General features: G+C 60.0%; 21 protein-coding genes. 13 read left to right on the plus strand and 8 right to left on the minus strand.

All coding sequences use genetic code 11. The features are described 5' to 3' along the window. Positions 1–98: 98 nt before the first annotated feature. Complete coding sequence (locus J3A71_RS25495) at positions 99–503, minus strand: hypothetical protein (protein WP_102667946.1); 405 nt, start codon at positions 501–503, stop codon at positions 99–101. A 216-nt stretch (positions 504–719) separates the two neighbouring features. On the opposite strand from J3A71_RS25495, the gene J3A71_RS25500 reads away from it, so the two are divergent. The 5 genes from J3A71_RS25500 to J3A71_RS25520 all read left to right on the plus strand — a co-directional run bounded on the left by J3A71_RS25500 (position 720) and on the right by J3A71_RS25520 (position 8,565). Continuing rightward, positions 720–4,550 carry a bifunctional diguanylate cyclase/phosphodiesterase gene (locus tag J3A71_RS25500; protein ID WP_102667945.1) on the plus strand — a complete coding sequence of 1,277 codons (3,831 nt, stop codon included), beginning with the start codon at positions 720–722 and terminating at the stop codon, positions 4,548–4,550. Positions 4,551–4,834: 284 nt separating this feature from the next. Further along, positions 4,835–6,088, plus strand: a complete 1,254-nt coding sequence (gene glyA / locus J3A71_RS25505) for a serine hydroxymethyltransferase (RefSeq protein WP_012270418.1) — start codon at positions 4,835–4,837, stop codon at positions 6,086–6,088. Positions 6,089–6,224: 136 nt separating this feature from the next. Continuing rightward, positions 6,225–6,818: a hypothetical protein gene (locus tag J3A71_RS25510; RefSeq protein WP_016484816.1), complete on the plus strand. Its 594-nt coding sequence runs from the start codon at positions 6,225–6,227 to the stop codon at positions 6,816–6,818. A 120-nt stretch (positions 6,819–6,938) separates the two neighbouring features. Beyond that, positions 6,939–7,505 carry a hypothetical protein gene (locus J3A71_RS25515; protein WP_023047460.1) on the plus strand — a complete coding sequence of 189 codons (567 nt, stop codon included), beginning with the start codon at positions 6,939–6,941 and terminating at the stop codon, positions 7,503–7,505. 103 nt (positions 7,506–7,608) lie between these two features. Then, positions 7,609–8,565 (plus strand): bile acid:sodium symporter, encoded by a 957-nt coding sequence (locus J3A71_RS25520; protein WP_102667943.1) that lies wholly within the window; start codon positions 7,609–7,611, stop codon positions 8,563–8,565. A 5-nt stretch (positions 8,566–8,570) separates the two neighbouring features. Here J3A71_RS25520 and betT read toward each other — a convergent pair whose 3' ends face one another. Both betT and J3A71_RS25530 read right to left on the minus strand, forming a co-directional pair. Then, on the minus strand, positions 8,571–10,544 hold the full coding sequence (gene betT, locus J3A71_RS25525; RefSeq protein ID WP_060519445.1) for a choline BCCT transporter BetT: 1,974 nt from the start codon (positions 10,542–10,544) through the stop codon (positions 8,571–8,573). A 164-nt stretch (positions 10,545–10,708) separates the two neighbouring features. Then, positions 10,709–11,593: a homocysteine S-methyltransferase family protein gene (locus J3A71_RS25530; RefSeq protein ID WP_016484812.1), complete on the minus strand. Its 885-nt coding sequence runs from the start codon at positions 11,591–11,593 to the stop codon at positions 10,709–10,711. Positions 11,594–11,711: 118 nt separating this feature from the next. On the opposite strand from J3A71_RS25530, the gene J3A71_RS25535 reads away from it, so the two are divergent. Continuing rightward, positions 11,712–12,533: an ABC transporter substrate-binding protein gene (locus J3A71_RS25535; protein ID WP_023047457.1), complete on the plus strand. Its 822-nt coding sequence runs from the start codon at positions 11,712–11,714 to the stop codon at positions 12,531–12,533. Further along, the gene (locus tag J3A71_RS25540) at positions 12,530–13,336 is read left to right on the plus strand and encodes an amino acid ABC transporter permease (protein ID WP_209953475.1); all 807 of its coding nucleotides are present in this window, start codon (positions 12,530–12,532) and stop codon (positions 13,334–13,336) included. The genes J3A71_RS25535 and J3A71_RS25540 overlap by 4 nt, the downstream gene beginning before the upstream one ends. A 66-nt stretch (positions 13,337–13,402) precedes the next feature. Here J3A71_RS25540 and J3A71_RS25545 read toward each other — a convergent pair whose 3' ends face one another. Further along, on the minus strand, positions 13,403–14,332 hold the full coding sequence (locus J3A71_RS25545; protein WP_102667940.1) for a malate dehydrogenase: 930 nt from the start codon (positions 14,330–14,332) through the stop codon (positions 13,403–13,405). Positions 14,333–14,567: 235 nt separating this feature from the next. Between J3A71_RS25545 and J3A71_RS25550 the strand changes: the two genes are divergently transcribed. Continuing rightward, a complete protein-coding gene (locus J3A71_RS25550) occupies positions 14,568–15,161 on the plus strand; it encodes a hypothetical protein (RefSeq protein ID WP_102667939.1) in 594 nt (197 codons plus the stop codon). A gap of 542 nt (positions 15,162–15,703) precedes the next feature. On the opposite strand, the gene J3A71_RS25555 is transcribed toward J3A71_RS25550, so the two are convergent. From J3A71_RS25555 to J3A71_RS25570, 4 genes are all read right to left on the minus strand, one after another. Beyond that, on the minus strand, positions 15,704–15,931 hold the full coding sequence (locus J3A71_RS25555; protein ID WP_024717660.1) for a hypothetical protein: 228 nt from the start codon (positions 15,929–15,931) through the stop codon (positions 15,704–15,706). Positions 15,932–16,458: 527 nt separating this feature from the next. Further along, on the minus strand, positions 16,459–16,929 hold the full coding sequence (locus J3A71_RS25560) for a helix-turn-helix transcriptional regulator (RefSeq protein ID WP_102667938.1): 471 nt from the start codon (positions 16,927–16,929) through the stop codon (positions 16,459–16,461). A 427-nt stretch (positions 16,930–17,356) separates the two neighbouring features. After that, positions 17,357–17,602 carry a hypothetical protein gene (locus J3A71_RS25565; protein ID WP_146018924.1) on the minus strand — a complete coding sequence of 82 codons (246 nt, stop codon included), beginning with the start codon at positions 17,600–17,602 and terminating at the stop codon, positions 17,357–17,359. Positions 17,603–17,749: 147 nt separating this feature from the next. Continuing rightward, positions 17,750–18,508 carry an AbiV family abortive infection protein gene (locus tag J3A71_RS25570; RefSeq protein ID WP_245353440.1) on the minus strand — a complete coding sequence of 253 codons (759 nt, stop codon included), beginning with the start codon at positions 18,506–18,508 and terminating at the stop codon, positions 17,750–17,752. Between the two features lie 978 nt (positions 18,509–19,486). On the opposite strand from J3A71_RS25570, the gene J3A71_RS25575 reads away from it, so the two are divergent. From J3A71_RS25575 to J3A71_RS25595, 5 genes are all read left to right on the plus strand, one after another. Continuing rightward, on the plus strand, positions 19,487–20,275 hold the full coding sequence (locus J3A71_RS25575; RefSeq protein ID WP_102667863.1) for a hypothetical protein: 789 nt from the start codon (positions 19,487–19,489) through the stop codon (positions 20,273–20,275). A 368-nt stretch (positions 20,276–20,643) separates the two neighbouring features. After that, entirely contained in the window at positions 20,644–20,877 is a 234-nt protein-coding gene (locus J3A71_RS25580; protein WP_102667862.1) for a hypothetical protein, read from the plus strand. 17 nt (positions 20,878–20,894) lie between these two features. Beyond that, positions 20,895–21,134, plus strand: coding sequence for a hypothetical protein (locus J3A71_RS25585; protein ID WP_102667861.1), 240 nt, complete (start codon positions 20,895–20,897; stop codon positions 21,132–21,134). Between the two features lie 13 nt (positions 21,135–21,147). After that, the gene (locus J3A71_RS25590) at positions 21,148–21,438 is read left to right on the plus strand and encodes a hypothetical protein (protein WP_102667860.1); all 291 of its coding nucleotides are present in this window, start codon (positions 21,148–21,150) and stop codon (positions 21,436–21,438) included. A gap of 79 nt (positions 21,439–21,517) precedes the next feature. Next, complete coding sequence (locus J3A71_RS25595) at positions 21,518–22,222, plus strand: hypothetical protein (protein WP_102667859.1); 705 nt, start codon at positions 21,518–21,520, stop codon at positions 22,220–22,222. Positions 22,223–22,272: the final 50 nt, after the last annotated feature.

The following is a 22,272-nucleotide window of genomic DNA, read 5'->3' on the forward strand; positions in this document are numbered from 1 at the left end:
AAGCCGCTCCCACAGGTACTGCATTGCCCTTGAAGGCAGTGATATCCCTGTGGGAGCGGCTTTAGCCGCGAAGAGGCCGGCACAGCAGCCGAGATGGCTCAGACGTGGCGCTGTTTGGCCTTGCCCCGCGGCAACCGGCAACGGTCGCCCTGCTCGGCCAGGCGCGCGGCCCAGGCGGACTTCACGCTGAAGCCGCCGCTGCGGGCAGGTTGCTGCTCGGCCACATGAGCCGGCCTGGCAGCCGCAGGCGCAGTGCCGACCACCTTGGCAGCAGCCTTGGCCGTAGCCACTGCCGGCGCTGGCGCTGCTGCCGCTTTGGCGGTCTTGCGCAGTTCAGCCAGCGATGGCGCTTTGCTCCTGGCGCTGGCGCCAGCGTCAGGTTTGACCAGCGAGCGCTGGCAAGACTTGCAGGATACGTCCTCGGTCACGGCAGTGCTGACAAGGGTCTGACTGCTGCGCCCGCAGGCGGAATCGAGGCCATTGGAGGAAAAGTGAGTAACCAAAACCGAACATCTCCGATGCGTTGTCATGTGAAGCGGCGGCTATTCTCGCACAGGTTGCAGGGGCTTGCCGAACCACCGGGCAGGCACCATCGGTCAACATGGCTGGCACTTTGCCATAATCCTAGGCATGCTAGCCGGTTTCGGGTGTCCGGCTTATAGTGCGCCACCGTGCATGATCCTTCCCTGCCATCGCCAGCCCAATCGCAGGATCAACGCTTGACCAACCTTACTCATCCGTCGACATTGCGTACCGCGCCACAGGCGCCCGCCGCTACCCTGCGCGGGTCAGTCAAGGGTGCGCTGGCGATGCTTGCCCTGATCCTGCTGGGCCTGCTGCTGTGGCAGCTTTTCGCCCAGTTCAACCACACCCAGGCCGACCTGCGCAAACAAAGCCTGGATGCCACTGCAGAACTGGCCGACCACCTGAGCCTGAACATGGCGTTCAAGGCGCAGCAGGCGGTGAATGTGCTGCAGCCTTACGTAAATGCGCCGCAGCCTGCCGCCCTGCCGAGCCTTCTGCATACCCTGCGCGAGCGCCTGCCTGCGCTGCAGAGCGTGGCCTGGCTGGACAATGCAGGGCAACTGCGCGCCGACAGCCTGCCCGGCAGCCCCGACCGCCAGTTGCTTGGCGAGTTGCTCACGCTGAACCAGGGCCGCCCGTACTTCTTCACCAATTCAGCCGACAACCGCACCCTCTATCTGCTGCTGCGCCAGCCCCCCGAGCAGGACCGTGGCTACTGGCTGCTGCGCCTGTCGCCAGACTACTACAGCACCCTCACCACCCACCTTGATGGCGCCGGCCACCCCCTGTGGCTGCTGGAAAACAGCCGCAGCGGCGAGGTACTGCAGCGCCACGCGCCAACCGACACCGGCAGCGAGCCGCTGCAGAGCGTGATGCTGGCCTTTATAGACAACAGCACCTGGCAACTGCGCGGCCTGTTCGACGCGCAACTGACCCAGCAGAAACTGCTGCCTGCACTGATCGGCAAGTGCCTGCTGGTGCTGTTCTGCGCCCTGCTGCCGGTGCTGGCCCTGATCAACATGCGCCGCCGCCAGCGCGCGCTGCAGGAGGACCGCCGGCGTTACCAGGAAATTTTCGAAGGCACCGGCGTGGCCTTGTGTGTGCTCGATCTGTCCAGCCTGCCTGGCCAGCTCGACCGCTACCACCTGCGCAACCGCGCCGCGCTCAAGCACAGCCTGGCGCTGGACCCAAACCTGCGTCGCTCGCTGCTGCTGGAACTGAAAATCACCGAGGTCAACCAGGTCGCGCGCCAGCTGCTGAACATCGACTGCCACGCAGGAGCCTGGCAGCGGCTGATCGACGGCACTGGCGATGGCCGCGACAGCATCGGCATGCAACTGATCGACGCGCTGATCGAACAACGCCCGCTGCTGGAGCTGGAAGTACGCCTGCCGGCGCCGCTGGGCGGCGAGTTGCATCTGTGGCTGATGGCACGCCTGCCGCAGCAGCGCCGCGACTACCAGGCAGTCATTCTCAGCATCAGCGACATCACCAGCCGCAAGCAGGTGGAACTGTCGCTGCTGGAGCGTGAAAGCTTCTGGTCGGATGTGGTGCGCACCGTCCCCGACCAGTTGTACGTGCAGGACGTGCTCAGCCAGCGGATGATCTTCAGCAATCGCCACCTTGGCCAGACCCTGGGTTACGACCGTACCGCGCTTGCGCAGATGGGCGACCGCTTCTGGGAGTTGCTGCTGCACCCCGAAGATGCCGCGCACTATCAGGCCTTGCGCCAGCAACAGCGTGACAGCGGCCATGACCAACCGCTGCACTGCCAGTTACGCTTCCGCCACCATGATGGCGGCTGGCGCTGCTATGACATCCGCGAGCAGGTGCTGACCCGTGATGCCGAAGGCCTGGTAACGCGCATCATCGGCGTGGGCAAGGACGTGACCGTGCAGATCGAGGCCAGCCAGTCGCTGCGCGACAGCGAACAGCGCTACCGGATGCTCGCCGAAAGCATCAGCGACGTGATCTTCTCCACCGACAGCCTGCTCAGGCTCAACTATGTCAGCCCTTCGGTGCAGAGCGTGCTGGGCTACCGGGCTGACTGGATTTTCGCCAACGGCTGGCAGTCGATCGTCGCCAACCCGGCCCAGCTCACCGGCATCTACAGCCTGATGGAACGCGTGAGCAAGGCCATGGGCGACCCGGTTCAACTGGCCCAGCTGCGCAGCCAGCTGCCGACCCAGCTGTTCGTGTTCGACTGCCTGCGCGGCGATGGTCGCAAGATCCCCATCGAACTGCGCCTGGTGCTGGTGTGGGACGATGACCAGCGCTTCGAAGGCGTGCTTGGGGTGGGCCGTGACATCAGCCAGCAACGGCGTGCCGAAAAAGACCTGCGCATGGCCGCAACGGTATTCGAGCATTCCACTTCGGCCATCCTCATCACCGACCCGGCCGGCTATATCGTGCAGGCCAACGAGGCGTTCAGCCGCGTCAGTGGTTATGCCGTCAGTGAAGTGCTCGACCAGTTACCGGGCATGCTCACCGTCGACGAACAGCAGGAAGGGCACCTGCGCTATGTGGTCAAGCAACTGCACCAGCGCGGCAGCTGGGAGGGCGAGGTGTGGCTCAAGCGCCGTGACGGCGACCACTACCCGGCATGGGTCGGCATTACTGCAGTACTGGACGACGAGGGCGACCTGGCCAGCTACGTGTGCTTCTTCACCGACATCAGCGAGCGCAAGGCCAGCGAACAGCGCATTCACCGCCTGGCCTACTACGACGCCCTCACCCACCTGCCCAACCGCACGCTGTTCCAGGACCGCCTGTACAACGCCCTGCAGCAGGCGGAGCGGCAGAAGGCCTGGGTGGTACTGATGTTCCTCGACCTGGACCGTTTCAAACCGATCAACGACTCCCTCGGCCATGCCGCGGGCGATCGCATGCTCAAGGACATGGCCCTGCGCCTGCTGGCCTGCGTGGATGACGACGACACTGTGGCGCGCATGGGCGGCGACGAATTTACCCTGTTGCTGCAACCGCGCCCCAGCCGCGAGCTGGCACTGAACCGCGCCATCCACGTGGCCGAGAACATCCTCGGCAGCCTGGTGCGGCCATTCGTGCTGGAAAACCGCGAGTTCTTCGTCACTGCCAGTATCGGCATCGCCCTCAGCCCGCAGGATGGCAGCGAGCTGAGCCAGCTGATGAAAAACGCCGACACCGCCATGTACCACGCCAAGGAACGCGGCAAGAACAACTTCCAGTTCTACCAGGCCGAGATGAACGCCAGCGCCCTGGAGCGGCTGGAGCTGGAAAGCGACCTGCGCCACGCCATGGAGCAGAACGAATTCATCCTCTACTACCAGCCGCAGTTCAGTGGCGACGGCAAACGCCTGACCGGCGCCGAAGCACTGCTGCGCTGGCGCCACCCAACCCGTGGCCTGGTACCGCCGGGCGACTTTATCCCGGTGATCGAGGAACTGGGCCTGGTCGTGGACGTGGGCGACTGGGTCCTGCGCGAGGCCAGCCGCCAACTCAAGGCCTGGCACAAGGCCAAGGTGCGGGTGCCGAAAGTGTCGGTGAACATTTCGGCGCGGCAGTTCTCCGACGGCCAGCTGGGCACGCGGATTGCCAACATTCTTGAAGAAAGCGGCCTGCCGCCGGCCTGCCTGGAGCTGGAGCTGACCGAAAGCATTCTGATGCGCGAGGTGAGCGAGGCGCTGCAGATTCTTGCCAGCCTGAAAAACCTGGGCCTGAGCATTGCGGTGGACGACTTCGGCACCGGCTACTCATCGCTCAACTACCTCAAGCAGTTCCCCATCGACGTGCTCAAGATCGACCGCACCTTCGTCGACGGCCTGCCCGAGGGCGAGCAGGACGCGCAGATTGCACGGGCGATCATCGCCATGGCCCACAGCCTTAACCTGGCGGTAATCGCCGAGGGCGTGGAAACCCACGAGCAGCTAGAGTTCCTGCGCGAACATGGCTGCGACGAAGTGCAGGGCTACCTGTTCGGCCGGCCGATGCCGGCACACCAGTTCGAGGCGCAGTTCTCCAACGAAACGCTGTTCATGTTCCATTGATGCGGTACCTGCACTGGCCTCATCGCCGGCAAGCCAGCGCCCACAAGTGATGCATCAGCCTCAAGGCCAGCGCAAATCCTGTGGGGGCCGGCTTGCCGGCGATGGGGCCGTATGCGCCCCAAAAAACGGACCTGAAAGTCAACTCGGACGCCCGCCCAGCCCAGACACGGCGCGGGATGCAACATGAGCCCCATTGGTCCGCGACTTGATGCCACTTCATATGCCAGCCGCGAATCAATCGGTTAGAATGCCCCCCCAAACTACCCCGATCCTTGAGGACCGCCATGTTCAGCCGTGATTTGACCATTGCCAAGTACGACGCCGAGCTCTTCGAAGCCATGCAGCAAGAAGCCCTGCGCCAGGAAGAGCATATCGAGCTGATCGCTTCGGAAAACTACACCAGCCCGGCAGTCATGGAAGCTCAGGGCTCGGTCCTGACCAACAAGTACGCCGAAGGCTACCCAGGCAAGCGTTACTACGGTGGTTGCGAGTACGTCGACATCGTCGAGCAACTGGCCATCGACCGTGCCAAGGAACTGTTCGGCGCCGATTACGCCAACGTCCAGCCGCACGCTGGTTCCCAGGCCAACGCAGCTGTCTACCTGGCCCTGCTGTCGGCCGGTGACACCATTCTGGGCATGAGCCTGGCCCACGGTGGCCACCTGACCCACGGTGCTTCGGTAAGCTCGTCGGGCAAGCTGTACAACGCCATCCAGTACGGCATCGACGGCAACGGGCTGATCGACTACGACGAAGTCGAGCGCCTGGCGGTCGAGCACAAGCCGAAAATGATCGTTGCCGGCTTCTCGGCCTACTCGCAGGTTCTGGACTTCGCCCGCTTCCGCGCCATCGCCGACAAGGTCGGTGCCTACCTGTTCGTCGACATGGCCCACGTTGCCGGCCTGGTTGCCGCTGGCGTGTACCCGAACCCTGTTCCGTTCGCCGACGTGGTCACCACCACCACCCACAAGACCCTGCGCGGTCCACGTGGCGGCCTGATCCTGGCCCGTGCCAACGCCGACATCGAGAAGAAGCTGAACTCGGCTGTATTCCCGGGCGCCCAAGGCGGCCCGCTGGAGCACGTGATCGCCGCCAAGGCCATCTGCTTCAAGGAAGCCCTGCAGCCTGAGTTCAAGGCTTACCAGCAACAGGTCGTGAAAAACGCCCAGGCCATGGCCAGCGTGTTCATCGAGCGTGGTTTCGACGTGGTGTCCGGTGGCACCCAGAACCACCTGTTCCTGCTGTCGCTGATCAAGCAGGAAATCTCCGGCAAGGACGCTGACGCCGCCTTGGGCAAAGCCTTCATCACCGTCAACAAGAACTCGGTACCGAACGACCCACGTTCGCCGTTCGTCACCTCGGGCCTGCGTTTCGGCACCCCAGCCGTCACCACCCGTGGTTTCAAGGAAGCCGAGTGCAAGGAACTGGCTGGCTGGATCTGCGACATCCTGGCTGACCTGAACAACGAAGCGGTGATCGACGCCGTACGTGAGAAGGTCAAGGCCATCTGCAAGAAGCTGCCGGTATACGGCAACTGATTGGCATTAGCCTGATGTGAAAAGCCCGGCCTCTGTGCCGGGCTTTTTCATGTCTATCGGAAACAGGGCCAAATGGGCATCCCGCTGAGGCTGCCCTAGCCTGCGGTCTCCTTACTACGCCCACCTGGAGCCCGCAATGGCCGATCATCAAGCGCTGTCCTTCACCGCTACCTTGTTAGTCAACGGTCACCCCCTGACCATCCTGAGCGAAGCCACCGAAGGCACCATCAGGGTTGCCCACCCCGACACTAACCTGGGGTTGATGGACGTGACCCATGCACTGGGCGTGCTAAGCACACCCGATGACGCTTGGGACGATGCCCGAGAAGCAGGGCATGTCGATTTTCACGTCACAGGCGACGTGGCGCCCGTGCTGTTCTACTTCCGTCACACCCCTGAAGGCTACCGCCTGTACATCAGGGGCGGCGAGCATGACGGCCAAGGCGTGTTCAAAAGCAAATATGGCGTTGCCATGGTCAGCCCTATTGAGGGCAGCGACCCGACCCCGTGGCAGATGCGCAATCCCCACACCCAGCACCCCCTCGACCTTGCAGGCATGGCTGTCGACTTTTCCATCATCAACCTGGCGTGCGCTGCGTCCGGGCAAAGCTTGGCCACCCATTTGATTGCCAATGGCGAAGGGGGCTATCTGATCACCCTGCGTTCCAAGCCTGCCACCAGCTTACGGCTGAACATTACCGAGCGCGGAGTGGACTGGGCGCGACGCTGAGTCGCTTGCCCCACATGCGCAAACAGTGCCGGGGCTTTCGCATCAGGGAACGATCACCCGCTGCGGCGGTGTGGGAGGCGACTCTTAAGATCGCCTCTTTCCACAGCAAGGGTCATCACCATGTATAGCCACCGGCAACAATCATTCATCGCCCAGCTCAGTGCCCCAGGTGCGCACCTGAACTTCCTGGATGTGCTGCTGGGGCAGCCAGCCAGAATCCTGCTCGCAGGTAGCGGTGGTGGTGTTTTCAGTGGCAGGTTCAGCGAGCGGGATGACTCGCACCTGTTAGGCCACCTGCCCGTTGAAAACGCGCCGCCCCCTCCGACGCTGTACTTTCGCCACTCCGAAGAAGGTTACTACTTGTATGTAAGAACGCCTGGCAACCATTTCGGCAAAGGCATCAGCCGAGGCAGGCATGGGGAAATCGGTGCCTACCCAACCCAAACTCTCGCCCCCGCCTGCTTCGAGCTACTCGGCCCCAACGGCGCGCTGATACTCTCGGACATTCCTGTGAACGCCTTCCACTGCGTGTTACGTGAGCGTGCCTCCGGTATGTGCCTGCATCGCCACAAGCGTTTCGACGCTGCGCACACCTATGTATTTGCCAAGCGCGATGAGAGGATGCGCCTGACCCTCAACATTCTGGAGCGTAACGCCGCATGGTTGAGCGATCCGGATGAGATATAGGTAGCTGGGGGGGGCCAAGGCCGCAAGAGCAATGATTCAGGCGAGCACCCAATGCCGCCAACGATTACCCTGTGCTCTTTAGCTTTTGAGCACAGGCCTCCTCTTGACCAGAGAACAACTCGAAACCCATCAGACCCTGATCTACTTCGCCGCAGTGTTTGCCGCCATCGCCTTCGGCTTGCTGGCCAGCGACAGCGCCCGCCACCTGGAGGCACTGGTCACCCCCGCCATCGCCGTGCTGATGTACGCAATGTTCCTGCAGATCCCTTTTCTCGACCTGCGCCAGGGCCTGGGCAACCGCCGGTTCATCGCTGCCCTGCTGGTCGCCAACTTCATCCTCGTGCCGCTACTGGTCTGGGGCATCACCCGCGGGCTGGTCGAACACCCGGCGTTGCTCATCGGCGCCCTGCTGGTACTGCTCACACCCTGCATCGACTACGTGGTGGTGTTCACCCACATCGGCAAAGGCGACTCGCGCCTGACTTTGGCCGCCACCCCCGTGCTGCTGCTGGTGCAACTGGTGCTGCTGCCGGTGTATCTGGCATTGATACTGGGCGACAGCAGCCAGGTGGCCATCTCCATCACCCCGTTCGTGGAAGCCTTCGTGCTACTGATCGTGATGCCAATGGCCCTTGCGGTGCTGACCAGCGCCGGTGCCCGCCACTCGCGTAAAGTCGCAACCTGGAATGACGCCTGGGCGTGGTTACCCGTACCGGCGATGGCCTTGGTACTGATGGTTGTGATCGCTTCGCAAATTGCCGTGGTGCTACGTGATTTCGACCGCTTGCTGCCGGTGATCCCGGTGTACATCGGTTTCATGCTGCTGGCGCCAGCCCTCGGGTTCGTTTCGGCCCGTCTGCTGCGCCTGCCAGCCACCGAGGCGCGTTCGGTGATGTTCAGCGCATCGACCCGCAATTCGCTGGTGGTGTTGCCGCTGGCACTGGCCTTGCCCGAGCATTTGCGCACCCTGGCAGCAGCTGCCGTGATCACGCAGACGCTGGTGGAGCTGGTGTGCGAGCTGGGTTACGTGCGGGCCATACCTCGCCTGACCCGCACGTAAGGGGCTCAACTGACCACGTGCAGGTAGTGCAGGTGGCGCTCGTACTGGTCCAGGATGTCGCCAATCACATCTTCGCGGCTCCAGCCCATCACGTCGTAGTCCTGCCCGCCCTCACGCAGATACACCTCGGCGCGGAAATACTTGCGAGCATCGTTGTTATCGTCAGATTCGCGAAGGACGAAGCTAGGGGTATTGTACGCACGCGGCCGAACTTCATATTTGAAGCGACCCTCGCCCGCGTGGGAAAGCTCGAGCGTGACCCGGCCATCGTCGCGTTCCTCAACCGTAACCTCGTAACCTTGCTTGCGCAGCTCCTGGGCCACTTCGTCGCAGGCGGGCTTGACCACATCATTGATAAAGCGGGTAACGTGGGCCCTGCGCGGCATCATGGCGATGTTGCGCAGGCGCCGTTGCCAGCCACCGTGATTCTGCCGGTGCTGGCGCTGGCCAGGCAGCGACTGGGTGCGCAGGCCGCGACGGGTGGCATCCAGGCCCAAGGCCTTGAACAGGCCCCAGATCGCCACCAGCAGGATGACCGCGAATGGCAAGGCACTGGCGATGGTGGCTGCCTGCAGCGCTTTCAGGCCGTTGGCCAGCAACAAGGCAATGGCAACTGCGCCCATGGTCACCGACCAGAACACCCGCTGCCACAGCGGCGAGTGGCCTTTGCCCGAGGAGGCAAGCATGTCTACCACCAGCGCCCCGGAGTCCGCGGAGGTGACAAAGAACACCACCACCATCAGCACCGCCACTAACGATACCGTTGTCGACCACGGGAAGTGTTCGAGAAACGCGAATAACGCAAGCGAACTGTCCTGATCGACAACCGCCGCCAGCTCCCTCACACCCCCGTGCAGGATCATGTGAATGGCGGTGTCGCCGAACACAGTCATCCACAGCAGGGTAAAACCCGCAGGTACGAACAACACGCCGCAGACGAATTCGCGAATGGTGCGACCACGGGAAATACGCGCGATAAACAGCCCTACGAAAGGCGACCAGGACAGCCACCAGCCCCAATACAGCAGGGTCCAGCCACCGATCCAGTCGGTGGGTTCGTAGGCGAACAGGTTGAATGTCTTGTTGACGATATCGGACAGGTACGCGCCGGTGTTCTGAACATAGGCCTGCAGCAGGAACACGGTCGGGCCAACGACCAGCACGAACAGCATCAATATCACTGCCAGGCCAAGGTTGAGCTCGGAGAGAATGCGAATGCCTTTATCCAGCCCGCTGGCCACCGACAGCGTGGCAAGGGCACAGGTGGCGGCGATGAGAACGACTTGCACAGTGGTGCTGACGGGCAAACCGAACAGCTGGTGCAGGCCGCTGTTGATCTGCAGCACGCCGTAGCCAAGCGAAGTGGCCACGCCAAATACCGTCCCCAGAATGGCAAAGATATCCACAGCGTGCCCGATCGGGCCGTAGATGCGCTCGCCAATCAAAGGATACAGCGCCGAACGCAGCGTCAATGGCAGCCCGTTGCGGAAACTGAAGTAAGCCAGGATCAGCGCGACGATGGCGTAGATGGCCCAGGCATGCAGGCCCCAGTGGAAGAACGTGATGTTCATGGCTTCACGTGCTGCCGCGATGGTATTTGGCTCACCGACCGGGGGGTTGATGAAATGCATCACAGGCTCGGCTACGCCGAAGAACATCAGGCCGATACCCATGCCTGCCGAGAACAGCATGGCGAACCAGCTCTTGTTGGGGTAGTCCGGCTCGCTGTGGTCCGGGCCCAGCTTGATATCGCCGTAGCGGCTGACCGCCAGGAACACCACGCTGATCAGTACCAATGCCACGGTAAGGATGTAGAACCAGCTGGCGTTGGTGATGATCCATTGCTGCACGTCTTCGAACACACGCTGAGCGTGCTCCTGGAAAACCGTGGCGTACAGCACCAACAGCAGCACCAGAATGGCACTGGTAAAGAAAACGGGAGGGTTGATGGTGCTCCTGCGTTTTTGCTCTGCATTCATAGGCAGTATGACTCCTGGTGTTCAGCGCTGCGCATCAGGTGAGAGCGGTCAAGACTCGACCACCCTCGCCGCGTGGTGAATGAGAGATGCCCAAACCTTAGCGTCAGTTCAGGCATTTCCCAAAAATTACCGCTGCGCTTTCCTGCCAGACCCGCGCTGAAACATCAGCCCAGGTTACGTTTGAGCTCGGCAATGTGCTCCGGGCCGATACCACAGCAGCCGCCTACCAGACTGGCGCCGCGCTCACGCCAGTCGGTGGCCCAGGCCAGGTAACCAGGTGGATCGAGGTCTTCGCGCAGCTCATCCAGGCCATCGTTGGCGGTGGCTTCCTTGGGCTGTGGCGGGAAGGCGTTGGCATAGGCACCGATTGCGATGTCGGCGTTGTGCTGCTGGGTGAGCTCGCGGGCGACATCGATTGCAGCACCAATCACTTCCGGCTGGCTGCAGTTGAACAGCACCGCCGCAGCACCCAGGCCGATCACGGCCTCGATGGCATCGGCTACCGGCTCGCCGGAGCGCAGCCGAGGCACAGCGTCCACCTCTTCATCCTGCAAGGTGAACGACACCCAGAACGGCCGGCCGTCTTCAGGCAAGTGCTGATGAATGGCCCGCACTTCGGCAATCGAGCTTTGGGTTTCTGCCAGCCACAAGTCCACATGAGGGGCCAGGCCTTGGAGCAGGGGGAGCAATACCTCGGCCACGCGCTCAGGCTGGAACAGGTCCGGGCGGTAAGAACCGAAAAGCGGTGGCAAGGAACCTGCCACCCTTACCGGGTGCGCGCCGGTATCGGCCGCATGCCGCGCGAGCTGGCCGGCGATATTGGCCAGTTGCTGCCCTTCCTTGGCAAAGCGCTCCTCGCCGATGTGAAAGGGCACTACCGCGTAACTGTTGCTGGTGATGACTTGTGCACCGGCGGCGATAAACGCTGCGTGCACGCCAACCACCGCCTCCGGCGCCTCGCTCAGCGCCAGTGCCGACCACTCGGGCTGGCGGAACGGCGCCCCACTGCGCTGCAGTTCACGGCCCATGCCGCCGTCGAGAATGACCATCGCTCGCTCTTTCATATAACTTCTCTGCAGGTTCTTATGAATAAAATTCATTAGTTCATGAACGTTTATAACTATTAAATACCCTATCACTCCTTTGCCCAACATATCAGGTATGTACATGCGATTTTCTACCGTGCTCGGTGCGGGCCTCGTGCTGCTCGCCACTGCTTCCCAGGCCTTTGCTGGCGCCACGCTGGAGCGGGTTGAATCGCGCAAGGAACTGGTCAACGTGCTGATGGAAAGCTACCCGCCGTTCTCCTTCCTCAATGACCAGAACCAGCTGGACGGTTTCGATGTGGACGTGGCCAAGGCCGTGGCTGACAAGCTGGGCGTCAAGCTGCGCCTGGAAACCCCGTCCTGGGACGTGATCGCCGCTGGCCGCTGGAGCGGCCGCTACGACATCTGCATCTGCTCGATGACCCCGAGCAAGGCCCGCGCCGAAGTGTTCGACTTCCCGGTGGAGTACTACGCCTCACCGGCGGTGATCGTGGTCAATGCCAAGGATGAGCGCATCCATGGCGCCAAGGACCTGGAGGGCCGCAAAGTGGGCCTGACCAGTGCATCGAGCTATGAGAGCTACCTGAACAAAAATCTGGTCATTGAAGGCGACGAAGACAAGAAGCTCGAATACCCCTTCGACTTTGTGCAGATAGCGCCCTACGACACCGACAACGTCGCCTTCCAGGACCTGGGCCTGGGGGCTGGGGTGCGCCTGGATGCCATCCTCACCAACCTGGTGACCGCGCAGCCGCGCCTGAGCCAGGACAAGCGCTTCAAGCTGGCCGGCGCACCGCTGTATGAGGAGCCGAACTCGGTAGCCATCGAAAAAGGCGACCCTGAGTGGGACGCCAAGGTGCGCCAGGTATTTGCCGAGCTGAAGGCTGATGGCACCCTGGCCAAGCTGTCGCAAAAATGGATTGGCGCCGATATCAGCAAATGAGCAGCTTCCCCCCCTCCCCCAAGCCCGTGGTCAAGCCGGCGGGCACCGGCCTGTTCAGCTTCCGTACCCGGTTACTGCTGACCTGGCTGGCGCTGTTCGGCCTGTTTGTGGCGTTTTTCCTCAGCTTTGACCTGAAGTTCTCGATCATTCTGGAGAAGTTTCCGAACCTCGCCGGCTTCAAGCTGGGGCCTAACGGCTTTCTCCAGGGCGCGGCGCTCACCTTGTTCCTGTGCCTGTGCTCAATGGTGGTCTCGGTGCTGCTGGGCTTTGCCGCCGCGCTGGCGCGGTTGTCGAACAGCGCCGTGCTGGTGGGTGTTGCCAGCTTCTACACCTCGTTCTTCCGCGGCACACCGCTGCTGATCCAGATCTTGCTGATCTACCTGGGCCTCCCGCAACTGGGCCTGGTCCCGGGCGCCATCAGTGCCGGCATCATCGCGTTGTCGCTGAATTATGGGGCCTACCTGAGCGAGATTTTCCGTGCCGGGATCCTCGGCGTCGCGCGCGGGCAACGTGAAGCGGCGCTGGCCCTGGGCATGCGCACGCGGCAGATCTTCTGCCACGTCATCCTGCCCCAGGCCATGCGGGTGATCATTCCGCCCACGGCCAACCAGTTCATCTCGATGCTCAAGGACTCCTCGCTGATTTCGGTGATGGGCGTGTGGGAGGTCATGTTCCTTGCGCAATCCTACGGGCGGTCGAGCTATCGTTACCTGGAGATGCTGACCACGGCGGCGGTGATCTACTGGGTGCTGTCGATCCTGCTGGAGCTGGTGCAGGCACGGCTGGAGCGGCATTTCGGCTAGGCTTACCAGCGGTAGCGCCAGCGTTTGCCGCGCAGGGGCTGCCAGGCAGCCCCTCACGGCCATCGCTCAAAGCGTCTTCATCTCGGCAATATCCCGCGCCACCTGATCCGCAGAATGGTCGAACATCGCCTGTTCCTGCGCATCCAGTGGCAACTCGATCACCCGCGCCAGCCCTTGGTCTGACAATACACAGGGCACACCCATGGCAATATCCGTGCGCCCGTACTCGCCCTCCAGAATCGCCACAGCCGGCAAGATACGGTTTCGCCCATTGGCGATGGCATCCACCATCTGCGCAATGGCCACGCCCGGCGCATCGCAGGCACTGCCCAGTTTCTTCAGGCCCAGAATCTCGCCGCCGCCCTTGCGCGTGCGCTCCACGATCCGCTCTATCTGGTCATCGGACAGGAAGTGCGACAGCGGCACCGAGCCGATCTGGCAGTAGCGCATCAGCGGCACCATGCTGTCGCCATGCCCGCCGAGCACCAGCGCCGTGATATCCCGAGCGGAAAACCCGGTCTGCTCGGCAATGAAGCACTTCATGCGCGCGGTATCCAGCACCCCTGCCTGGCCAAATACCTTGGCGCGCCCAAGGCCGCTGAGGCTCCAGGCGCGATAAGTCAGCACATCGACCGGGTTGGACACCACCAGCACCGTGGCTGTCGGCGCACGGTGTTGGATGTCGGCCATGATGCTATCGAGAATGGGCAGGTTGATACTCAGCACATCCTGGCGCGACTGCCCGGGCTTGCGCGGCACGCCTGCGGTAATCACCACCAGCTCGGAACCGTCGAGCATTTCGGCTTGGGCACCACCGTAGACCCGGGTATCGGAACCAGACTCCACAGCGGCCTGCCACACATCCAGCGCCTTGCCCTGCGCCAGCTCGCCCTGTACATCCATCAACACCAGTTCACGGCACAACTCATCCCGGGCGATGATCTGCGCCGCCGCCTCGCCGACCAGGCCGGCACCCACGATTGTTAGCTTGTTCACCTGACACCTCCCAGCGGCGCGCGCCACCAGGAACACGCCTGCGTATACAGGGAAGTATTGACCGCTGAAGCGAAAAGACCACCCAAGGTGATGCCTGGCTTAATCCATGAAGCAGCGCCCCACACGATGCGCGAGTAGAGCCCGGCTCCCGCCGCTGCGCGGAACCAGTTCCGGATGGGTGTGCCATTCAGGTCAGCTTAGCCTGTCCGTCTTGCTCACCAACCGGAAACGCACCATGACCGATCACAAGAAACTTTCTTTCACCGCAACCCTGCAAATTGCCGGCTGCCCCCTGAATACCTTGGACAGCATGTGCACAGGGCCAATTATTCTCAGCAGTCCCATCAACAATTTGAAGCCTGTCATGGATGGCGGCCGTGCCATTGGCATGTTCAATTGCTCAGACGAAGACTGGCACCTAGGTAGGGACAGCGGGCTGATTACCTTTGACAGGGGTGCCAGTGCGCAATCGCTGGTGCTGTATTTCCGCCATTTTGATGGCGGCTATCGGCTTTACCTACGCAGCGGCGAGCATCTGGGCGAAGGCGTATTCACCAATGCCAATGGCGTGGTAGATGTCCAGCCCATAAAAGCCAGCGATCCTTCCCTATGGAAAATTGTCGATGCCCAAACCGGTCAACCTTTCGACCTGACGCAGTGCGAAGGCCCTGATTGTGATATCAAGCTTACAAGCGCCGACGGGCACCCAGTCGAATCTCATTACCTCTACCCGGTCGGCGCCTTCCTGGCTTGTTACCCGGCTGCACATCAAGGTGACCTGAGGTTGATCATTCAGGAGCGGGAAGTCGACTGGCTCAATGCAGACTGATCTATACCTGCGCACCAAACACCGGGCGTACGAGCAACTGCCCTGCTCAACAGCTAGCCGGCGGCGCACTGCGCAGGAAGCGCCAAACAGCAAAGCCCCACCCTGACCAGCCGGGGCCTGACCACTCTGCTCCATGGCGGGCCTCCGATTGGACGGAGACGAAGCGGGATTGGCTGACATTGAAGTCGCTAATGACCGCACAAAAAAAGCGCCTGCGATGAAGACTGGGGGCTGATGCGCCTTTCGATTTCGACCGGCCAAGGTCGCGTCGCTGATTCGGCGACTGAGGGTCTTTATTGCTGGGTGGCTGTTTTCGCAAGTTTTCGAGGGTACGAATGAACTGCGTATTTCGTAGAAAATTGCTCGCCACAAGCAACGCACACACTCCAGGCCATATGCGGTCCGTGTAGGAGCTGGCTTGCCTGCGATGGGCTGCGCAGCAGCCCCATACCCCGGCCTGGCAGGAATAACCCACCATCGGCCTCAACAGAAGGAGCCAGCTGCAACCCCCACATCTGGCCCCCACTCATCAACGACCTCCTCTAACCCTCCAACTCATGGCCGTTCCCCTCCATCACCTTCCCACACTGCTCACTGGCCAACCGGCTGATGATCCGAATCGCCTGATGGATACCGGCCGTGTTGCGAAAGCTCAATTGCGGGTTGTGTTCGCATTCCAGCATTTCATCGTGCTGGACCAGGGCCTCGCCTAGTAGCTCGAGGGTCCAGGCGTAGCTTTGGATGGTGGAGAGGCGTTCTTGGTCAGTCATGGCCGCACCTCCGAATGACCGGGGACGGAGTAGGATTGGCTGGGGGGGAAGTAGCTGATGGCCGTCGAAGAACGACGGAGGAGAACGAATGCGAGGGTCCTGCTTGGACTTGAGGTAAGCATGCATGAGGCTCCAAGTTTTAGTTGGAGCTGCCACGATCCTTCCTACGGGATTGGGTGGCAGCTGTGTGCGGGGTAGGAATACCGGGGAAACTTGGAAACCCGGCCAGGCCGAGGCCTGCCCACACACAGCCGCCATGACACAGCACGGCAGACACAAAAAAGCGCCAGCTGTGGTGCAGGGGCGCCTAGTGCATGCGCCAAGTTTACCAACGGGTTCCTACGCCCGGTCACGGGATTTACCGTGACGCAGAGATTTAGCCTCACATTGCTTGGCGGGGCAAGTATGGAAGTTGTAGGAAAAGTCTCTGAATAATGTACGAACGGCGCCGAAGCAGCTGTCTTCGCGTCGGTGACAAATCCTTATAGGAAAATGAGATGAGACTTTATTTGCATCCCACATCAATCTCACTTTTCGTGACTGCTTTTCCGTGCCCGTGGCGATGGCGGCCTCGACACTGCCTTCTTCGCTTTGACTGCTGCAGGGCTTTTCCCTCGTTTCGGTCCGGCCACCACGCAGGAACTGGCCAGCGGCGCGGCAACAGCGATTGGCCCACCCGCCTTCAACTGGCCAACATTGTTGCCAACGACCGTTGCAGTAGGCTTATCTTTAGCCGTCATCACCATACCCATCCGCACGCCAAAGAGGCGCAGCACGGCATCCAAAGTGCTGAGCTTCGGATTCGACTTCCCGCTTTCCAATTCATACAGGCTTTTCGTGGAAATCTTGCACATGGCCGCGAAGGTCTCTTGGTCAAGCCCGGTGACTTCGAGCCGCAGACGGCGGATGGATGCCCCAATGGGATCGAGCCCCGCCGCGTTGCGCTTGACGATATCCTCTACGAGTTGGGCGCGCTCTTCAGGCTGTAGTTTTTTCATCGCAGTCCCCACTCCACGAGTCGCTTATCCAGATTATTCACCGCGTACTCAAGAAGTTCGTTCGTCCTGTCCACGACCTCAGCTTGCGCGAAAGCCTAGTTCCGACTTGGCTGAAGGCCTGCCAACGACTCCTTGATGCGCAGATGCCCAATAGGGGCCGGCGTGAAGCGTTCTAGAAGATACAGAAACCGGCATTACTTTGCTGATTATCAGCTTCAGAACGGGTAAAACCGGCACCACACTGCCGATTATGGATTCACAGCGCGCGGAAAAGTGCTTATAGGACCATGTTTAGTTGCGTTGGGTCAGGTGGTGGATGGCACGGGCTTCGCCCGTGTTCGCGGTACAAGCCCGCTCTCACAGTGATTGTGCAGGCCTTTGGAGTCTGGACAATACAATTGCTACACAGTATGAGTCGTGCAAGCTTTTAGATCTTGAGCAAGGCAGTTGCTCGAGGGAAGCCGACAATCAGCTGTTCAAGATCAGCATGGGCTCGTAACCAGGCTTTCCATACTGATCTGGTATTGGTATTGGGTGGATCAAGCTCAGCCTGAGCGATCGATTGCGCTGAAGCCCGCTCAGGCTTCGCTGTCGAGGCCGGAATACCAAAGGCAAAACGCGCCAGACAGAAACCACAAAGCCCGCGCCAGGCGGGCTTTGTGGTGCGTTTCATAGACAGTCATAGACTGCTGGAAACGGTTTACTGGTGCGGAGACAGGAATCGAATGATGGTTGAATAACCAAGCAAACCATGAGCCTTACCCCAAGCAATAGCATAGCGTATCCCTAAACGTATCCCTAAAAATGAAACCACCTCGTTTTAGCTTACTTTGCCGGGGGGACCGAGTCTTCCCAGGATGAAAGCCGCCATTTTGTTAGGGCCTTCATCAATAAGTCCTTCATCTTGCATGGCGCTGTACCAGGTCACGAGCGCCGTTTTCACGCCATTGATGTCCTTGCCCCAAACCGGCCCTAGGTGCTGGCCCCAAAGCTCAAGCTCGCGCTCTGTGACGGGAGCTCCCCGACTGAGCAATTCAGCAGTCAGCACAAGGGGCGTAGCTAGGTCCGAGTCGATCACAGCATCGGGGATCGACCAGTTCGCTTTGTCTCCGAGACAATCGGTGTAGAACCCCAACTGCTTCACCTGGTCGAGGACGAACGGGTGATCTGATGACTCATCGTGAAGACTGCGAAAATCCTCCAGCGACCTCGCCCCCTCCTTGACCAAGTCAGGAAAAATCCAATGTGCATTTTTACTGGTGTGTGACCGATAGCGTTTCCACTCCGCTTTAAGCGCCTTGTCATCTAAATCCAGTGCCATCGTTCTAAGGATGGGGACCTTCCCTGCCTCCTCGATGGAGAGCGCAGCAAGCGAGGCCGCAGAGGCGTAGCTTTTTGCCTCCAGCAGGAGGCGCGCATCTTTAGCGAGCCTATGGGCATTGGCCCTGGCTGCGCTCATCCCAGCAGCGAGCTGTGAGTAATCCAAGGATCCTTTGTACCCGTCCAATTTCCTTGATGCCATTTTGGGGCAGCCTTCCTCATCAGCGTCCGGGGTTAAGATTTCGACCGTTGCAGCCATTGCAAGGATCCTACTGCCTGTTCAAAGAAACGCACAATTCACCTCGGTTCACCTCGTCCACCAGTTCACTAAGCTGGCGGCGCTCCCGCTAACAAAGAAGCGCGGGTTTCCTGCCCCGTATGCCGCCCAAACCCCCAGGGTCCCCGACTGCATTACAGAATGCGGGGGATGGGGAGTGTCTCTACCGCTGAAGGCGTGAACAAACGGGGGCATGGGGTTGCTAGTTAGCCAACTCAATTTAGCGGTGTAACAGGTGTAGCTCGTGTAACTTGATTATATAAGTAATTGTTTTTAAAGACTTAATTGCTAGTTACACGCTGGCTTAGACGCATGCTTCTAGCAGTGTAACGGTTGGATCGGTGTAACCGCGGAACCACTGGCATTCGCGTCACCGAGTTGGCCTTGGTGGAGGTTCCAAAGGTCCTGTATCCCAGTGGAGCCATCAAGTTCTAGGGGCTCTAGGTGCAGACATCACCAAGGATTGCCGACCTTGTAATGTCTTCTAGGCCCATCATTTATGCCTTGCCGTCTTGGACGGCTGGATCGCAGTGCGCCTGCGCCGCCGCAGGGGCCTTCTCGCCAACTAACGGCGTCGAGGTTCAAGGCAAGTCACGCATAAGGGCAGGCCTTTGAACTGGCGTTCAAGCAACGCGAGTAATACGCCGGGGCTAAGATTCACTCCCAAATACCTTCTGCAAGGTCTACCGGCAGGCCGGTATCAAGCAGGGATCATCGCACAGTGACAGGCGTGCTCTGGGAGCAATGGACTGGCTGTAACAGGCTATGTTGAGACGGTACAGCCCTGCTTAGCCATGGCAGTCTTGATCACAGCAAGATCTATTTGACTGTTGATCAAGCGACAATTTGACATGCTTTGAGGTTGGAGTGGCATAGTGATATCTGTGATGCTTCTCGGATGCATTGTTGCCTAGGAGTCGGGTGCTGTCGGCCCGCATAATCGAGCAGGGAATACACTAGATGCGCCTCACAGCAGGAAGGCTAATTGAGTACCTCAAGGACACTAGCGAAAATGCCAATGAACATGCGGCGACTCCACCTCAACTGATGTACATGGTCGATCAGATGGACCAGATCTTCCATGAGGAGTTGTTCAGTCACCCGTTCGACGTTCATCCTTTCGCAGCAATGCTGCTACTGAATTCTTACACGATGCTTGCGGGCGCAGTCCGGGAGGCGCTGTCAGGGCACATCGTCTGCACCTATCCTATTGCCCGAACGGCTCTTGAATCGGCATGTTACGGATTCCTGATCCGCTCAGACAACGACATGGCATCAATCTGGATGAACCGCCATAAGGATAAGGACTCCCTCAAGCGCTGTCGCCAGATGTTCACTGTTAGTAACGCTGTCGCAGCGCTGAAGCCTGTCAGTAGCGAGATGGCAGATTACGTCCAGGGTAACTACGACGCATCAATCGACTTCGGTGCTCATCCTAACCAGCGCTCAATCCTTGCTCATGCGAGTGCGATGGCTACGCGAGTAGATTCTACTGAAGGCTTCGATATGACGGTCGTCTATGGGGTGAATAGCTGGCACGTCAACCAGGCGCTATTGGCCTGTGTTGAGGTCAGCCAAGCTATCGCCTTTCTTATCGCGGCAACGGCTGATCATCACCCTCTGCTCAATGAACGCATAGACGTGCTCAAAGACTGGTTCGAGGAAAAAAACCGGATGGCAGAGCAGCTCGCCGGGCGACCAATCGATTACTCTGGTCCGATGTACTCCTCTGTTATCCCACCGTCGTAACACCGTCCGGAAAGGTACCCGACGCTCGCTGTCGTGATGGGATGCTGCCTTTGATGAGTAACCAGCGGAGGCTTCGGCCCATAAACGCAGCAGTAGAGTTTGAAATCAAGGTCGATGGTGAGCAGGTAAAGGTTGGGTGGTGAGAGACGGTCGTTCCTACCGAGCGCATGGAGACTTTCGCGGTGAAAGGATTGACGTCCGCAGCACTACCCAATTGAGAGCTGAAAAGTAAGTGGCGTGACAAGGCTAATCATAAGGCTAATGAGTAGGAAAATTTGCGGTTCCCCCCAAGCCCAGCATCTGCTGGGCCGAGGCCGTAGAGGGATGCGATTTCCGCATTGGCCATAGCCGTTACTGAGGATATTTGAATGATTGATGAGAACAAACAAAGCGCCATTGCCTATGTGCGCTCTGACATTGCCATGCTGTCCGAGCAAACCGACGACAACGAACGCCGCGCATATCATCATCGTGCAAACGCGGGCTTGCACGCGATCCGCGCTGGCGGTCTGATCACTCTTGAAGAGCTTCAGGCGATTGGAGAAGAAATCGGCGTAGCGAATGAAAAAGCTTCCCGCCAGGTACTGGCCGCACAACGCTAGGGGAAAGAGATATGGCAATGATTGATGCAGACGATCTTAAGGCCTCTAGCGATGCTGCTCAGAAGGCTTTTCATGATTGGATCGAGGCAGGTAAAGTCCAAGCCAAGGCGCGCGAACTTCTCGACGTAACCGGAGAAGCACGGGCAAAGGCCGCAGCTGAGAGATGCGAGAAGATCTACGATCTCGCAGCCCGAGGCTTGGCGACACGTGTAAACGCAGTTCTCGCTAAGGTCGAGCTTGGATACCGGCCAAAATAAGGAGTGACACTGTATGAGTCAGGGAAATCATCACGAAGCCATTGCCCGGGCCGCCTCCCAGCGACGAGCCGACGAACTGCGGCGGGTGCCTGAGGCGCTGCGGCCGCTGCTGCAATCGATCCCTGAGCGCCCACGCCTGCTGCTGATCACTATCCTCAGTGACCTGGTAATTGATACCCCGGTGCCCTTCGAGCGTCGTCGGGGCATGGCCTTGGGCATGATTTACATGGCCGGCAAGCGCGACGAACTGACCCCGCCGGAGGTTAGCACTTTGGTGGGGTACGTGTTGGACCTGCCAGCATGAGCGCGCTGACCTGGCCATTCACCGAGTAACCGGAAAAGCTAATTTGTTAATCGATCGAGCCATCAAACAAAACCCACATATGACCGTCTCGGTCCTGCTGTTCTGCTGTGGGGGCATTGCTCTCTGGTTGGAGGTTACGCCTCTCGCGGGCTCTCTATTCGGTGCTGGCGGGGCGCTCTTGGGCTCCTGGATCACCGAGCTCAATAAGCGTCGTACTGATTTGGAAGCCCAGGCGAAAAGAGAAACTGATGCTGTAGCCGCACTCGCACCGGAGTTACAGCGCACAATCGAGCGGGCCCAGTACATTCTGGATAGAGCGGTCGCGAATTTTATTTGTGAATCGTCTATGAATGGCGCGAAGACTAATGACCTGCAGACAGATTTCTGGCCCTATTTACCGGTGCTCTATCCCGGTTCGCCCCTGATGCGTGACTTGTCGGGCGAGAAAGCTATAGCCCTTACCCGCTACTACGACTCGTTGAATGAACTTACCAATTATGTTGATGACTGGTGGGGGCGAGAGGGGCAGCTAGCCGTAAATATTTTCAACGGACTCATGCACGCTGTTGAGAAGAGTATTCGGCTGGGCCTGGTCTGTGTTGGCGAGTTTGACCTAGAGACGCGCTTCCCGCCGCCTTATGAATCATGGGGCACACTGACATCGCGCATCGAAAAATCGCTGGAGAGTGCAACCAAAAGTCGTCAACACCATTTGGAACGATTCGAGAGTCGATCACAAGAACCGCTCACTTCCAAAGAGGGCACACCGTTCCGCAGTTATTAGAAATGTCCCTGCCTACTAGTCCTCCATCGGGCGGGCTCAGCTTTTAGGAT

The organism is Pseudomonas sp. PvP089 (assembly GCF_017875165.1).
Lineage (GTDB): Bacteria > Pseudomonadota > Gammaproteobacteria > Pseudomonadales > Pseudomonadaceae > Aquipseudomonas > Aquipseudomonas fortuita.

Bases quoted from the DNA above. Each gene is read 5' to 3' on its own strand.
- glyA (WP_012270418.1), top strand. From the start codon at position 4,835: ATGTTCAGCCGTGATTTGACCATTGCCAAGTACGACGCCGAGCTCTTC.
- J3A71_RS25510 (WP_016484816.1), top strand. From the start codon at position 6,225: ATGGCCGATCATCAAGCGCTGTCCTTCACCGCTACCTTGTTAGTCAAC.
- J3A71_RS25515 (WP_023047460.1), top strand. From the start codon at position 6,939: ATGTATAGCCACCGGCAACAATCATTCATCGCCCAGCTCAGTGCCCCA.
- betT (WP_060519445.1), bottom strand. From the start codon at position 10,544: ATGAATGCAGAGCAAAAACGCAGGAGCACCATCAACCCTCCCGTTTTC.
- J3A71_RS25530 (WP_016484812.1), bottom strand. From the start codon at position 11,593: ATGGTCATTCTCGACGGCGGCATGGGCCGTGAACTGCAGCGCAGTGGG.
- J3A71_RS25535 (WP_023047457.1), top strand. From the start codon at position 11,712: ATGCGATTTTCTACCGTGCTCGGTGCGGGCCTCGTGCTGCTCGCCACT.
- J3A71_RS25540 (WP_209953475.1), top strand. From the start codon at position 12,530: ATGAGCAGCTTCCCCCCCTCCCCCAAGCCCGTGGTCAAGCCGGCGGGC.
- J3A71_RS25550 (WP_102667939.1), top strand. From the start codon at position 14,568: ATGACCGATCACAAGAAACTTTCTTTCACCGCAACCCTGCAAATTGCC.
- J3A71_RS25555 (WP_024717660.1), bottom strand. From the start codon at position 15,931: ATGACTGACCAAGAACGCCTCTCCACCATCCAAAGCTACGCCTGGACC.
- J3A71_RS25560 (WP_102667938.1), bottom strand. From the start codon at position 16,929: ATGAAAAAACTACAGCCTGAAGAGCGCGCCCAACTCGTAGAGGATATC.
- J3A71_RS25565 (WP_146018924.1), bottom strand. From the start codon at position 17,602: ATGAAACGCACCACAAAGCCCGCCTGGCGCGGGCTTTGTGGTTTCTGT.
- J3A71_RS25570 (WP_245353440.1), bottom strand. From the start codon at position 18,508: ATGGCTGCAACGGTCGAAATCTTAACCCCGGACGCTGATGAGGAAGGC.
- J3A71_RS25575 (WP_102667863.1), top strand. From the start codon at position 19,487: ATGCGCCTCACAGCAGGAAGGCTAATTGAGTACCTCAAGGACACTAGC.
- J3A71_RS25580 (WP_102667862.1), top strand. From the start codon at position 20,644: ATGATTGATGAGAACAAACAAAGCGCCATTGCCTATGTGCGCTCTGAC.
- J3A71_RS25585 (WP_102667861.1), top strand. From the start codon at position 20,895: ATGATTGATGCAGACGATCTTAAGGCCTCTAGCGATGCTGCTCAGAAG.
- J3A71_RS25590 (WP_102667860.1), top strand. From the start codon at position 21,148: ATGAGTCAGGGAAATCATCACGAAGCCATTGCCCGGGCCGCCTCCCAG.
- J3A71_RS25595 (WP_102667859.1), top strand. From the start codon at position 21,518: ATGACCGTCTCGGTCCTGCTGTTCTGCTGTGGGGGCATTGCTCTCTGG.